This is a genomic window from Centipeda periodontii DSM 2778, assembly GCF_000213975.1.
In the GTDB taxonomy this organism is placed as follows: Bacteria; Bacillota; Negativicutes; order Selenomonadales; family Selenomonadaceae; genus Centipeda; species Centipeda periodontii.
On sequence record NZ_GL892076.1, the window covers coordinates 186,361 to 201,301 of the forward strand.

General features: G+C 59.0%; 11 protein-coding genes. 2 read left to right on the forward strand and 9 right to left on the reverse strand.

All coding sequences use genetic code 11. The features are described 5' to 3' along the window. Positions 1-3: 3 nt before the first annotated feature. The 5 genes from HMPREF9081_RS00875 to HMPREF9081_RS00895 form a co-directional block, all read right to left on the reverse strand. Positions 4-1,518, reverse strand: a complete 1,515-nt coding sequence (locus tag HMPREF9081_RS00875; protein ID WP_006304990.1) for an FGGY-family carbohydrate kinase — start codon at positions 1,516-1,518, stop codon at positions 4-6. 42 nt (positions 1,519-1,560) lie between these two features. Beyond that, positions 1,561-2,880 carry a gluconate:H+ symporter gene (locus HMPREF9081_RS00880; RefSeq protein ID WP_006304991.1) on the reverse strand — a complete coding sequence of 440 codons (1,320 nt, stop codon included), beginning with the start codon at positions 2,878-2,880 and terminating at the stop codon, positions 1,561-1,563. Positions 2,881-3,108: 228 nt separating this feature from the next. Beyond that, positions 3,109-4,533: an NADP-dependent phosphogluconate dehydrogenase gene (gndA, locus tag HMPREF9081_RS00885; protein WP_006304992.1), complete on the reverse strand. Its 1,425-nt coding sequence runs from the start codon at positions 4,531-4,533 to the stop codon at positions 3,109-3,111. A 15-nt stretch (positions 4,534-4,548) separates the two neighbouring features. Beyond that, the gene (locus HMPREF9081_RS00890; RefSeq protein ID WP_040395331.1) at positions 4,549-6,096 is read right to left on the reverse strand and encodes a gluconokinase; all 1,548 of its coding nucleotides are present in this window, start codon (positions 6,094-6,096) and stop codon (positions 4,549-4,551) included. Positions 6,097-6,279: 183 nt separating this feature from the next. Continuing rightward, complete coding sequence (locus tag HMPREF9081_RS00895; protein ID WP_006304994.1) at positions 6,280-7,200, reverse strand: YitT family protein; 921 nt, start codon at positions 7,198-7,200, stop codon at positions 6,280-6,282. 170 nt (positions 7,201-7,370) lie between these two features. Here HMPREF9081_RS00895 and pfkB point away from each other — a divergent pair, with 170 nt between their 5' ends. Continuing rightward, positions 7,371-8,279, forward strand: a complete 909-nt coding sequence (gene pfkB, locus HMPREF9081_RS00900) for a 1-phosphofructokinase (RefSeq protein WP_040394168.1) — start codon at positions 7,371-7,373, stop codon at positions 8,277-8,279. A 258-nt stretch (positions 8,280-8,537) separates the two neighbouring features. After that, positions 8,538-10,439 (forward strand): PTS fructose transporter subunit IIABC, encoded by a 1,902-nt coding sequence (locus HMPREF9081_RS00905; protein WP_006304996.1) that lies wholly within the window; start codon positions 8,538-8,540, stop codon positions 10,437-10,439. 269 nt (positions 10,440-10,708) lie between these two features. Here HMPREF9081_RS00905 and HMPREF9081_RS00910 read toward each other — a convergent pair whose 3' ends face one another. The 4 genes from HMPREF9081_RS00910 to meaB form a co-directional block, all read right to left on the reverse strand. Then, entirely contained in the window at positions 10,709-11,635 is a 927-nt protein-coding gene (locus tag HMPREF9081_RS00910; protein ID WP_006304998.1) for an RpnC/YadD family protein, read from the reverse strand. Positions 11,636-11,740: 105 nt separating this feature from the next. Further along, complete coding sequence (locus HMPREF9081_RS00915; protein ID WP_006304999.1) at positions 11,741-12,943, reverse strand: type IV pili methyl-accepting chemotaxis transducer N-terminal domain-containing protein; 1,203 nt, start codon at positions 12,941-12,943, stop codon at positions 11,741-11,743. Between the two features lie 141 nt (positions 12,944-13,084). Beyond that, positions 13,085-13,642, reverse strand: a complete 558-nt coding sequence (locus tag HMPREF9081_RS00920; RefSeq protein ID WP_006305000.1) for a peptide-methionine (S)-S-oxide reductase — start codon at positions 13,640-13,642, stop codon at positions 13,085-13,087. 86 nt (positions 13,643-13,728) lie between these two features. Next, the gene (meaB, locus tag HMPREF9081_RS00925; protein WP_006305001.1) at positions 13,729-14,907 is read right to left on the reverse strand and encodes a methylmalonyl Co-A mutase-associated GTPase MeaB; all 1,179 of its coding nucleotides are present in this window, start codon (positions 14,905-14,907) and stop codon (positions 13,729-13,731) included. Between the last annotated feature and the right edge of the window lie 34 nt (positions 14,908-14,941).

Below are 14,941 nucleotides of genomic sequence, written 5' to 3' on the forward strand. Positions count from 1 at the left end.
TCCTCACTTCGTTTCATTTGTCCCCTGCGCGCGCGTCACCGCCGCGTTGAACTCCCGCAGTGCGGGATAGAGCGCTCGGTTCAGCGTCTCATAGAGCTCCATATACTGTGCGTGACGTGCCTCATCCGGCACATACTCCCGCTCGGCAAAGCGCACGCGTGCGACGGCTTCCTCCGGACTCGCATAGACACCGGCGCCGAGTCCGGCGAGCATCGCCGCACCGAGCGCCGCAGCCTCCGGAACATCCTTGCTGCGCACGGGAATGCCTGTGACATCCGCCTTCATCTGCATCCAGAACGTACTCTTTGCCGCACCGCCGATGGCGTAGATCGACTCGACGCTCTGCCCTGAGAGCTCCTGCATCGCCTGCACGATGCTGTGCATCTCGTAGCAGAGCCCCTCGAGAATGGCTCGCACAAAGGTGCCGCGCGTCGTCGCGCGTGTAAGTCCGACGAACGCCCCGCGTGCGGCGGGGTCGCTCCCCATCGTGTGACGCCCCGAGAAATACGGCAGCATCATGCAGCCGCGCGCACCGATCGGCTCGAGCGATGCCTCCCCGACCAGCTGGTCGAAGGACGCACATGCGAACGTATTCTTGAACCACTCGAAGATCCCGCCCGACGCGACGATCATGCCCATGATGTAGTAGGCGTCATTGACCACATAGGCGACGGACGTGAAGTTCTTCTCCATGCTCGCGGCGCTGCTCTCGGGCGCATCCAGAATCGCAAGCAGCTGCTCGCTCGTCCCTGTGGAGTCGAGCATCTGCCCCGGACGGATGATCCCCGTCGCAAAGGTGCCGCAGGCATAGTCCACACCGCCCGCAAAGACCGGCGCCCCTTCTTTGAGTCCCGTCGCTGCGGCAGCGGCGGGCGTAAGCGTGCCGATCTGCTCGCCCGGGCGGATGGGATCGGCGAGCATGGAGCGATCGATCCCCGCCTCCGCAAGGATCTCCGTCGACCAGTCGCGGCGCGTTAGATCAAACGCCATCGATCGGCACGCATTCGTCCACGGCGCACGCGCTGTGCCCGTCAGTTTCAGACTGATGAAGCCCGCGATCGGGATCCAAAGCCGCGCCCGCCCCCATGCCTCAGGAACATAGCGTTTAATCCACTGCATCTTTGTGATGCTTGCCACGGGATTTGGATTGATCCCCGTAATCCGATAGATGTGCTCTCGCCCGAACGGCTCCCACGCAGAGGCGATTGCCTCCGTGCGCGTATCGAACCATCGGATTGCAGGATACACCGATTGCACAGCGCCGTCAAGCAGAACATCCTCGCCTGAACTCGCAACTGCAACACCGTCGCACGTCTCACCGGGCAGCTGCGCCGCAATCTCCGCGATACAGGCGGCGACGCCCTCCCAGATCAGCTCAGGCGAGGTCTCCGCCCAGCCGTTTTCATGATACTTCGTATTTGCCGGTCGACGTGCAGAGGCGAGAAAACGCCCCGTCTTGTCACACGCGATCGCCTTGTAGTTTGTAGAGCCTGCATCAATGCCCAGAAGATAGCCCATGACACCCACGCTCCTTTGGATATGATCCGCGCAGCGCCTTCATCAGCCGATGAATACGTTGAGGATCAGGACGCCCGCGAGACCGAGCACCGAGATGATGGTCTCCATCGCGCACCACGTACGTACCGTCTCCTTTACCGTGAGGCCGAAGAACTCCTTGAAGAGCCAGAAGCCGGGATCGTTCGGCGGCGAGATGATGAGACTGCCCGCGCCCGTCGCGAGCACCATGAGCTCGGGGCTGACACCCGTGAGCGCAACCACGGGTGCAGCGATACCACCCGCCGTAAGCGCTGCGACCGTCGCACTGCCGCAGGCAATGCGGATGACGGCGGCGATCGACCACGCGAGGACAAGCGGCGAGAGGTCGGAGCCCATGAGGAGGTCGCCGATGTAGCGGCCGACGCCGCTGTCGATGAGGATCTGCTTGAGCGCGCCGCCGCCGCCCACGATGAGCAGGATCATGGCAATGGCAAGGATTGCAGACTCGGAGATCTTCATGATCTCCTGAATGCTCTTGCCGCGCGAGATACCAAATGTGTAGAACGCGATGAAGATGGAGATCGTGAGCGCCATATCCGGCGAGCCGAGGAAGGTCATGATCGCCAGCGCGTGCGAACCGGCAGGAAGCGTCATCTTTGCAATCGCCGAGCCGGCCATGAGCACAACAGGCACGAGCGCGGTGAATACGCTGACGCCGAAGCTCGGCATCTCCTCATCCGTAAACACCTTCGGGTTATACAGCCCCTCGGGGATCGCGGGGTTGAGATCCTTGACGAAGTTGTAGAAGATCGGCCCCGCAATGATTGCAATTGGAGCTGCGAGAAGTGCACCATAGACGAGTGTCAGACCGATGTCCGCATTGTAGATGACCGAGATCGCCGTCGGTCCCGGATGCGGCGGCAGGAAGCCGTGCGTCACGGAGAGCGCCGCTGCCATCGGAATGCCGACCTCGAGCAGGCGGATCTGCGCCGATGCCGCGATTGTAAAGACGAGCGGGATGAGGAGGACGAAGCCGATTTCATAGAAGAGCGCAATGCCGACAATGAAGCCCGTAAGGCAGACCGCCCACTTGACCTTTTCCTTTCCAAACATATTGATGAGCGTCATGGCAATGCGCTGTGCACCGCCGCTCTCTGCCATCAGCTTGCCGAGAATCGCGCCGAACGAAACGACGATGGCAAGCCCTCCGAGTGTCCCGCCAAGCCCCTTTTGGATGACGGGGATGATCTGCGTGACGGGCAGTCCTTCGGCATAGCCGACGAGACCTGCGACGATGAGCAGCGAGATGAAACTGTTCAGCTTCACGCGAACGATGAGGAAGAACAGCAGCAGGATGCCCACAGCTAGAATAATCAGCGGCATAGGATTCCTCTCCTTTCATGTATGGGGATCTCATCCCCCACCGTCTTTCCGCCCCCATTCCCCGGCAGAAAGACTTGCAACAATTCCTAACGTAATTATAGACGATTGTTTTTCATTTGTAAATAGCATTTCATTTATTTAATCTATTTTTGTTTATTAAATATCATTTCATGGCAAAAAAATTGCTGCACGATTTCATGCAGCAACCCGTTCGTGGTGAACCACGCCCTATTCTTTTGGATAATGCTCCTGCCACTGATGGTGGAACGATCCCGCCTTGTCCGTGCGCTCGAAGGTATGCGCACCAAAATAGTCGCGCTGTGCCTGAATGAGGTTTGCCCCGAGCTGTCCGCTGCGCAGTGCATCGATGTACTGCATGGCGGCAGAGAGTGCGGGGACGGGCACGCCATGCTGCACAGCAAGGCAGACGGTACCGCGCAAACTCTCCATGTTCGCATTGATGGAGGAGAGGAAGAAGTCATCGAACATGAGATTCTTGAGATTCGGCTCGCGCTCATAGGCGTCCGTGATGCGCTGCAAAAATTCCGCCTGGATGATGCAGCCCGCACGGAAGATGGAGGCAATCTTTCCGAAGTCAAGCGACCAGCCGAATTCCTCCTTTGCCGCACGATAGAGCGAGAACCCCTGTGCGTAGGCGACGATCTTCGCCGTATACAGGCTGCGGCGCACGGCTTCGATAAAGTCCGCACCAACCTCGCCCGCGGCGGCAGGTGCGCTCATGACCGCTCCCGCATGGGCGCGCTCCTCGGTGAGGTTCGAGAGCACACGCGCGTTGCACGCCGCCGAGATCATGGAGAGATCCACGCCGCACTGCAGCGCCTCAAGGCTCGTCCAGCGCCCCGTCCCCTTCTGCCCCGCACGGTCGACGATAATATCGACGAGCGCCTTGCCCGTCTCCGCATCCTGCTCGGCAAAGATGTCCGCCGTGATGCCGATGAGGTAGCTCTTCAGCTCGCCTGCATTCCACTCGTGAAAGATCTCGCCGATGCGCGCATTCGACAGGCTGCCTACGTGCTTCAGGATGAGGTATGTCTCCGCAATCAGCTGCATATCCGCATACTCGATGCCATTGTGCACCATCTTGACATAGTGTCCCGCGCCGTCCTCGCCGATGTAGGTGCAGCACGGCGCATCCCCCGCACGCGCCGCAATTCCTTCTAGGATCGGGCGCACGGCCTCGTACGCCGCGCGGTCACCGCCCGGCATGATGGCGGGGCCAAAGCGCGCGCCCTTCTCGCCGCCCGAAACTCCCACACCGAAGTAGCAGATCCCCTGCTCTCTGAGCGCGTCATGCCGACGGCGCGTGTCCGCATAGAAGGAGTTGCCGCCGTCGAGGATGATATCACCCGCCTCGAGCAGTGGGGCAATCTCCCCGATCGCCCAGTCCACGGGCGCTCCCGCAGCGATCATGAGGAAGACGCGGCGCGGCTTCTTCAAGGAACCGATGAATTCCTTCAAATCGTAGCAAGCATGGAAATTCGCGGGTGGATTGCGTTTCTCTGCCGCCTCCGTCAGATCCGATGTGCGGTTCCACCCCGCCACCTGAAAGCCATGATCCGCCATGTTGAACGCGAGATTGCTCCCCATGACACCCATGCCAACGACACCAATATCCATCGTTCCATTACTCATCTCGATTTCCTCCCCTCAGTGTCCCGCCTGATACGCCGCAATCTCGGCGAATTCCTTCTGCAGATTGTGATAGAGCCGCCCGCTGATGTCGACGAGCTGCGCATATGTCTTGTGATTCGACGGGTCGGGCGCGTAAACCTTCTTTGCGTGTACGAGATCTGCCGTATCCGCGATCCCCTTCATTTCGCCTGCCGAGATAAAGCCCAGCACCGCCGCACCGTACGCCGCTCCCTCGCTGTTATCGGGCAGAACGAGCGGCTCGCCGAGCACGTCCGCGAGGATCCGCATCCAGAGCGGCGACTTCGTAAAGCTGCCGCTCATACGGATGTCACGCACCGCACCGAACCCCTGCAGGGCATCAAAGACGTTGTGCATGCCGTAGCAAATCCCCTCCATCACGGCGCGAATCATATGGGAGCGGCTGTGGTTCAGCGAGAGCCCGAAGAAGAGCCCGCGCAGATCGGAGTTCCAATACGGCGCACGCTCGCCCGTGAAGAATGGCAGGAGGATCAGCCCGTCCGAGCCGGCAGGAATCTTGGATGCCTTCATCGTCATGAGGTCGTAAGCATCCACATCGAGCGCCGCCATCTGTGCCTCGCTGAAATGGCAGATCTTATCGCGCATCCAGCGCAGGATCATGCCGCCGTTGTTGATCGCGCCGCCCGCGACCCAGAGCCCGTCCACGAGGTTGTAGCACCATGTACGCATCTTCTCATCGGTGCGCGGCTCACCGACGAGCATGCGCATGGCACCGCTCGTGCCGATGGTCGCACTCAGCTGTCCCGCCGCGACCGCACCGATCCCCACGTTGACGAGCACGCCGTCCGTCGCACCGATCACAACGGGCAGACCTGCCGTGAGGTGCATCCGCTCCGCCGCAGCCGCCGTGAGCGCACGTGCCTCGGTTGTCGAGACGACGGGCGGCAGCATATCCTCCGTGATGCCGATGAAGTTCAGGATCTCCGTGTCCCACGCAAGCTGACGTGCGTTATAGAGCGCGGTCGTGCTCGCCGTCGAACGGTCGATGAGGAACTCCCCCGTGAACGCATGGAAGAGATGATCCTTGATCGAGCCGATGAACTTCGTGCGTGCGAACAGTTCGGGGCGATTCTGTTTCAGCCAGAGGATCTTTGCCAGCGGGTAGCAGGCGTGCATGGGGCAGCCTGTGCGCTCATAGAACGAGCGGCAGAGTGCGGGTTCCGTTTCCTTCAGCGCGCGCACGATGCCTGCACTGCGGCTGTCTGCCCACGTCTGCATATCCGTGAGCGGCTGCTTCTCCGCATCGAGCGGGATCAGGCTGTGCATGACCGTACTGAGTGCGATGCCGGATGGTATCCGCCCCTGATGGCGCAGTGCATCCGCCACCTTGCCCACCACCTGCTCCGTCGCCGCAAGGATCTCTGACGGGCGTTCCTCCGCCCAGTCCGGATGTGGCGTGCGCAGTGGATAGAATGCCTCTGCTGAGGCACGGCTCAACCCGGATGCCTCGTATGCGATTGCGCGTACACCCGTCGTCCCGACATCCACGCCGATCCATATGTTTTGTTCTTTCACACTGCCCATCGTGCCGCCGCCTTTCTTCGAAAAAACAACAAAATCACTCGCATGAATTATCTGCATTGTAGCACATCCACACGCAGAAAGCAATATAATTATCATATTTTATTTTATAAAATGTTTATTTTATATCAGTTTATGCATATGACAAGGGCTGTTGCACGACTTTCGTGCAACAGCCCTTGCTTGTTAGTGTATCGCCTTTTTCTTAAACCGCCCGCCCACAATGTCGTGCACGGCATTGATTGTGACGAAGGCACGCTCGTCCTTGTCAAGAACGATCTCCTTGAGCTTGTCGAGTTCGAGGCGCGTGACGACACAGTAAAGGATTTCCTTTGCATCGCCCGTGTAGCCGCCCGCGCCGTGCAGCAGTGTCACACCGCGCCCGAGGCGTTCGTTGAGCGCTTCGGTCATCTCCTCATGCTCGCTCGTGACGATCATCACGGCGTAGGACTCATCGAGTCCCTTGAGGACGACATCGATCATCTTCGCGATGACGAAGTAGGCAAAGAGCGAGTACATCGCCTTGTCCCACCCGTAGAGCAGCCCCGCCGAAGAGAGGATGAAGAGATTGATGAACATGACAACCTCGCCGACGGAGAACTGCGTGCGTGCGTCCATGATGATCGCGACGATCTCCGTTCCGTCGAAGCAGCCGCCCGTACGCATGACAATGCCGACGCCAAGCCCCGTCACGACGCCGCCGAAGATCGCGGCAAGGAACGGATCGTTCGTCACCTGCGGCACATCGTGCAGTACACTCGACCAGATCGAGAGCATGATGATGGCAAAGATGGTCGAAAGCGCAAAGCTCTTGCCGATCTGCTTGTAGCCCATGTAGACGAACGGAATGTTGTAGAGCACGAGGAATACGCCGAGCCCCATCCCTGTGATCGTCTGCGACATGATCGAGAGGCCGACCACGCCGCCGTCGATGACATTGTTCGGGATCAGGAAGAGTTCCAATCCCACTGCTGTGATGAGCGCGCCGAGGATCAGGCGCAGCCCCTTCTTGATGTAGAACATGATCCCCTTCGGTGCTGGCGCTTTCTTCGGTTTTTCCTCCGTCTGCACGCTCCCCTGCTCCATCGTTTCCATTTCTGCTGTCATATATACGCCCCTGTTCCGTTATATTTTCTTCTCCATTATAGAGGAAAGAAAAAGCGCTGACAAGTCGGAGATGTGGAACTGGATTCCTTGACTTTGGCATGTCTAGAATATATGATGGTTTTAATGGGGAATATTATCATTTCATCGAAAATCTAGGGAGGGATAATTACATGATCTACACCGTCACCTTCAATCCGTCGATTGACTACATCGTCCGATTGGAGGATCTCACTGTGGGCGAGATCAATCGCGTGAACTACGAGCAGATCCTGCCGGGAGGCAAGGGCATCAACGTCTCCATCGTGCTGAAAAATCTCGGACACGACAGTGCGGCGCTGGGCTTCCTCGCGGGGTTCACGGGCGTCGCGATGCAGCAGATGCTGCACTCATTCGGCGTCAAAGACGATTTCGTGCGCCTCGATGACGGCTTCTCGCGCATCAACGTCAAGATCAAGGCGGGACGCGAGACCGAGATCAACGGACAGGGGCCCGTCATCACGGAGGAAGCGCAGCGTACACTCTTTGAAAAGCTTGGCCGCCTGAAGAGCGGCGACACGCTCGTCCTCGCAGGATCGATTCCGAACACGCTGCCCGATGACATCTACGAGCGCATCATGGAGCATCTCGCGGGGCGCGGCATCCGCATCGTGGTCGACGCGACAAAGAATCTCCTGCGGCGCGTGCTGAAGTATCGCCCGTTCCTCATCAAGCCAAACAATCACGAGCTCGGTGAGATGTTCGGCGTGGATCTGAAAACGGACGACGAGATCGTCTACCACGCAAAGAAGCTGCAGGAAGAGGGCGCAACGAATGTGCTCATCTCCATGGCGGGCGACGGCGCAATCCTCCTCACGTCCGAGGGAGTCTTCTACCGCTCCGCCGCACCGAAGGGCACGCTCGTCAACTCCGTCGGCGCGGGCGACTCGATGGTCGCCGGCTTCCTCGCAGGCTTCATGGAGTCGAACGGCGACTATGAGCGCGCGTTCTACATGGGCGTCGCAACCGGCTCCGCCTCCGCATTCTCCGAGAACCTCGCCACGCGTGAAGAGGCACTTGCGCTACTGAAGACGATTGTTTGATGTAACTGCGGCATACATCCCAGGCAAATGAATGTAAACCTATCGCAGCTGTGCAATACTCCGTAGCAAACCCTAGTGGAGCAAGCGGAAGAGAGGGCACGTTCTGCCCCCTGCGGATTTTATTCGTTCAAGCGAAGCGCGTTTGGAATCCGCAGGTATTTCGGCAGATAAGTGCCCGACCGCTTGCGTAACGAGGGTTCTGCGAGGAGTATGCACAGTGAATAAAACTCAGCACAATGAAAAAGGAGGGGGTTTCCCTTGCATATCAACGATCTTCTTAACCCTAAGAGCATCGCCCTCGGCGTTTCTGCCCCTGCCTCGAAGGAGGCGGCAATTCGCCTGCTTGCCGACTACATGGAAAAGGGCGGCAACCTCAGCGACAAGGAGCAGTACGTCAAGGACGTGCTCGCCCGTGAGGAGAGCGGCACCACCGGCCTTGGCGACGGCATCGCAACGCCGCACGCCAAGAGCGACGGCGTGCAGGCGGCGGGACTCGCCGCCATGACCATTCCGGACGGCATGGACTTCGCCGCGATGGACGGCAACCCGAGCCGCCTCTTCTTCATGATCGCGGCTCCAAACGGCGCGAACGACGAACATCTCGCCATCCTCTCGAAGCTCGCGACCATGATTATGGATCCCGACTTCAAGGAGGCGCTCATCGCCGCCAAGAGTGTCGAGGAGTTCCGTCGCCTCATCGACGACAAGGAAAACGACCGCTTCGTTGCGCCCGGTGCCGACACGGCAGACGAGGAGACGAAGCCTGCCGCCGACCACATCCAGATCCTCGCTGTCACCGCCTGCCCCACGGGCATCGCGCACACCTTTATGGCAGCGGAGAGCATCGAGCAGCACGCGAAGAAACGCGGTCTCACGGTCAAAGTCGAGACGAACGGCTCAGCGGGCGTCAAGAACGTCCTCACGCCGGAGGAGATCGCCGCCGCGGACGGCATCATCGTCGCGGCGGACAAGAATGTCGCCATGTCCCGCTTTGACGGGCGCCGCGTCGTCATCACGAAGGTCGCGGACGGCATCAACAAGGCAGATGAACTGATCGACCGTGCACTCTCCGGCAGTGCCCCCATCTACCATGCAACCGGTGCGGACACGGCAGAGGGCGCAGACGATGCAGAAAACGAGAGTCTTGCCCGCCAGATCTACAAACATCTCATGAACGGCGTCTCGCATATGCTCCCGTTCGTTGTGGGCGGCGGTATCCTCATCGCGCTCGCCTTCCTCTTTGACGACTACACCATCGATCCGTCAAAGTTCGGCTCGAACACCCCGCTTGCCAAGTTCTTCATGCAGGTCGGCGGAGCCTCGTTCGGCTTCATGCTCCCCGTCCTCGCGGGCTTCATCGGCATGTCGATTGCCGACCGCCCGGGACTTGCCGTCGGCTTCGTCGGCGGTTCACTCGCAGGCGCAACGGGCACGGGCTTCCTCGGCGCACTGCTCGCGGGCTTCGTCGGCGGCTACGCCGTCAACGCCCTCAAGAAGGTATTCGCGGGACTGCCCGCCTCCCTCGACGGCATCAAACCCATCCTCCTCTATCCGTTCTTCGGCATCCTCATCATGGGGCTGATCTCGCTCTACATCATCGCGCCGCCCGTCTCTGCCATCAACAACTGGATGATCGAGACCCTCGGCGGCATGGATCCCTCGGCGCGCGTCCTCATGGGACTGATCGTCGGCGGCATGATGGCAGTCGATATGGGTGGTCCCATCAACAAGGCGGCATACGTCACGGGCACGGGACTCCTCGCGTCGGGCGAGTATCACGTCATGGCTGCGGTCATGGCGGGCGGCATGGTTCCGCCGCTGGCGATCGCACTTGCGACCACGTTCTTCAAGAACCGCTTCACCGAGAGCCAGCGCAAAGCGGGCATCACAAACTACGTCATGGGACTCTCCTTTATCACCGAGGGCGCGATCCCATTCGCGGCATCCGATCCTGTGCGCGTCATCCCCTCCATGGTCGTGGGTTCTGCGCTCGCGGGCGCACTCACCATGTTCTTTGACTGCACCCTGCGCGCACCACACGGCGGCATCTTCGTCGTCCCGACCATCGGCAACCCGCTCATGTACCTCGTGAGTATCATCATCGGCGCCGTCGTCGGTGCCGTCATCCTCTCCCTGCTCAAGAAACCGATCAAGGAGTAACGCATCGTACCCAGTATAATAAATGAGCTGTTGCGTGAAGTTAAAAAACTTCATGCAACAGCCTTTTTCGTTCCTCTTCCCCGCCGCTGCGTGGGAGGCATTGGAGAATCCCTCTGCGTCCGGTTCGCTTCCTTGTCCGGCTGAAAAAGCTGTACTGAATTGCAATTATAGCACAAAAGGGGATTTTTCTGCTGCGTAACACCACCCGAGGCATACAAAAATCCCGTTCTGCCGATGATAGCAAGATGGGATTTATGATCGGTATTCCCTCATAGCAGACTGTGCATTCGTCCAAGCTCCCGCACCTTCTCGAGCGAGAGATTCGAGACCTTCGCGATCATCTCAATCGGCATCTTCTCACGCAGCATATTGAGGATCATGACGCCTCTCTCCTCATCGCGCCCCTCCGCACGCCCTTCCGCACGCCCTCGTTCAAGCCCCTGCTCAAGCCCCTGCTCAAGCCCCTGCTCAAGCCCCTCCTCAAACTTTGCCGCCTCGAACAGTTCCTGATTCCACTCAAAATTCACCATATCAACAACCTCCCTCTCGTGCGCTTTCAAAAACGCACGCATAATATCGCGTTCCATACAGGTGTGCATCGCGGCGCGGATGGCGTCCGCCGGCAGCATTCCTGCCGCACGGTTCGCCTTGATCTCTCCAATGAACCGGCTGTAGTCATGTAGGGCACGGCTCTCCATGAGCAGTTTTTTTCGGTCACGATAGACGATGTTATGCACCGTCACCAAAAGCTCAAGGTGTATCTTCTCCTCACCCTCACGCCGATATGCATCCGAGAGACGCATCACGAACTCCTCGGGCAGTTCCTTCGTGCCCGTATAAAATACGTGAAACTCAGGCGCAGGAAGTAAAACACTCCGATTGCGATAGAGCAGGCTGCTATCAATTTCCTCACGCAGTTGCTCACATACATAGTAGAGACACCGCAGTGGCATATTCTCATTTGGCGTGCTCTGGTGCTCGATGAAAACGAGATACCGCCCCGCCAGCAGAAATGAAATATCGTTTTTGACCTGCGAGAGGAATGTCCCTTCAAGTGTCACAATCTTCACAGGATCGCTCGCCGCATACGTTCTCCCATGCAGGGCGCCCGCAAGTTCCCGCAGTCGATCCGCATCGTTAAAATACGCGCGAAATACCGTATCCTGATACTGTCGTCCTTCCGCTTCCTTGCCCATAGCTGCTCCCTTATTTGCAATTCTTTTTTATATTGTACGTTCTTTCCAGTCAATTCGCAAGAAAAACCGCCGAATTTCTTCGGCGGCATGAACGCAATGATGGGATTACACCTTAAACCGTCCGACAAGCTCATCCAGTTCGCCCGAAAGCCCCTTGAGGTGCTCGGCGGTTGCGGCAAACGCCTCGAGGGAGGCGGTCTCCTGCTCGATGGCAGCGGCAGAGTCCTCGGTAAGCCCCGTGATCTCCCGCGACGCTTTCGCAACGTCCTCGGAAGCTGCAGCTGCGACCTGCACACAGGCACGCACCGCCTCGATGGAGGTGATCAGGGCGGCGCGGTTGATCTCATCGGCCTTCATGGATGTCTGCATCTCTTCCATATGCGCGGAGATGCCGCCGACACTCGCAGCAAGCAGCTGAATATTTTCATTCTGCTCGTGTGCGTGATTCGCCACATTCGTGATGGCAACGGCGTTGTACTCAACCGCCTTGCTGTTTTCGATGCTCGCCTGCCATAGTGTGTCCGAGAGTCCCGAGACCTCCGTGGAACATTCCTGCGCGCGCTGCACGATTTGGCGCAGATCGCTGACAAAACTGTTGAACGAGTGAACAATGCGCCCGATCTCGTCATAGCGCTTCGCAGTCAGCTGCTGCGTAAGATCCGCCTCCTTGCCCGCGACCTCGTGGAAGGACGCAGTAAGCGCCGCCAGCGGACGCAGAACCTCGGTAATGATGCAGTAGGAGGAGATGACGAAGATGAGGAAGGCAAGGAAGATCACGCTCACGCCAATCTTTTCCGAAGCCTCGATCTTTGCCTGACTCGCGTGGTCATACGCTGTAACGAGCTTGTCCACCTCTGTCACATAGCCTACAACCTCAGCGGCGACCACAGCATTTGCCGCATATTTCTTCTCGGGCGTATCCGCCCTCAGCACATCAAAGACGTGCTCGCGATAACTCTCCCACAGGGGCTGCACAACAGCCAGCTGCGCCTTTACCGCATCGTCCGAGGACGCCTCAAGATGCATCTCCGCACAGCCCTCGTTGAGCCCCGTGAGAACGCGTTCATACTCCTCAATCCGCGTCCGCATACTGCGTCGGATATCCACCGCCTCGTCTGCATCGGCAGGAACAAGGCGCGCCGAGAGCCACGCAAGCTGATAGGCACGCATGCGCAGGGAACCGGACGCGTTGACGGCAGGAGAGTCTCCCTCCAGTTTTTCAAATGTATAAAAGTTCAGGGCAACGAGTCCGACAATGAATGCGAAAAGCACCAACAGTGTGGCGCGCAGTCGATTTCGAATAATCATATATATTCTCCTAAACGCGTTACCTCCATCACTTCTTTGATTATATCATAAAATTAGACGCAAGAAATGAGAAATTAAAAAAAATAGTTACAATGGAAAAGATCGTCGACGATTTATTGTCAACGATCTTTTCCGTATGCTTCAAAGTTTAACAAGCGCACGCAGGCGTGCGAGGTCGATGTAGGTCTCGGTCTCGGGGTGACGGCTGAGATAGCCCTGATGCTCGTCTGCCGCCGGCTGAAAGGACGTAAGCCGTTCCATTGTCGCGTGCAGTACGCGCCGCGCCGCCGCACTGCTGTTCGGATCGTTGAGCGTCAGATGTTCGCCCGTCGCGGGACAACGCCCCTTCCCCGCAAGGAAGGTGAGGTAGAGCGCGATCTGCGGCTCGTCCTCGGCGCTTTCGTAAAAGATACCCGCGCGGTACATACTGCCGCGCACATAACCCTGCCCGTCAATGCTGTATGGTGTCACAACGGCGAAGTGCAGGTCGAGGAGCTGCGAGATGTCGATCTTCTTCGGATCGTAGCAGATCTCAACGCCCATACGCCCGCCCGCCGTACCCGTTGCCACGTCGTCATGCGCGGCGTTCGGTGCAGCGTTGATGTAGCCCGTGCGGACGGAGATGATGCCACGCCACTCCTTGAAAACCTCCTCAAGCTCGTACATATCCGCGCCCGAGAGGCAGATGCGTTTGTGCAATCTAAGTCCCCCTTCCACCACGCTTCGCGCGGTCCCGGGGCTGTTGCACGAAGCTAGAAAACTTCGTGCAACAGCCCCCCTATTTCTCAATTCGCAAACAGATCGACCTGCCGCCCCGCCGCGCGGCGCACATCGAACACGCCAAGGAGTTCGGCGACCGCCTGTGTCGGCGAGATCTCACCCGAGAGGATTGCCTCGCGCACCTCGGGCATGCGTCCGCGCACGACCGCATCGTCGAAGAAGAGGTTGTGCAGGTGCTCGTCGATCATGCTGTTCATCCAGTCGAGCAGCTGTCCGTCACGACGTTTCTTCCAAACGCCCGTCTCCGTGGTCTTCTCGCGGAAGATGCGGATGAGCTCCCAAAGTTCGGCGAGTCCTGTCTTCTCGATGGCAGAGGCAAGATAGGCGTGCGTCTCCCACCCCGGCGTCGCGGGACGGATGAACTCGATCATGCGCTCGTACTGTCCGCGTGCGACCTTTGCCTTGATGAGGTTATCCCCGTCCGCCTTGTTGATGACGATGGCATCCGCAAGCTCCATGATCCCCTTCTTGATGCCCTGCAGCTCATCGCCCGCACCCGTCAGCACGACGAGGAGGAAGAAGTCGACCATGGAGCGCACGGTCGTCTCGGACTGTCCGACACCGACCGTCTCAATGATGATGACATCGTAGCCCGCCGCCTCACAGAGCAGCATCGTCTCGCGGCTCTTGCGCGCGACGCCGCCGAGTGTGCCGCCGGCGGGCGAGGGGCGGATGAATGCCTCGGGACGACGCGAGAGCGTACCCATGCGCGTCTTGTCGCCGAGGATGGAGCCTTTCGTGACGGAGCTGGTCGGGTCGACGGTGAGAACGGCGATGCGATGCCCCAGATCACAGAGCATGTTGCCGAACGCCTCGATCATCGTGGACTTGCCCGCGCCCGGTACACCCGTGATGCCGATGCGCAGGGCGTTGCCCGTCTTTGGCAGCAGCCTCTGGAGCACGCGCTGGGCGAGTTTGAAGTGGCGGCTGCTGTTGCTCTCGATGAGTGTGATCGCGCGCGAGAGCGTCATGCGGTCGCCGCGCTCGACGCCCGCAACATAGTCGTCCTCCGATAGGACGAGCTTGCGGCGGGGCATCCCCTGCCCGTTCAATAGTTTCGGATTGATATTGCCGACGGTCAGATCCTTGATCCCCTCGATGCCGCCCATGACACTTGTCGTGAATTTGCAGTCGGCATCCTCGGGCACCCAGTCGGGTCGTTCCGTTGTATATTTTTCGCTCATAGAGCCTCCTTCTATGGTATTGAGGCGCCCCTAT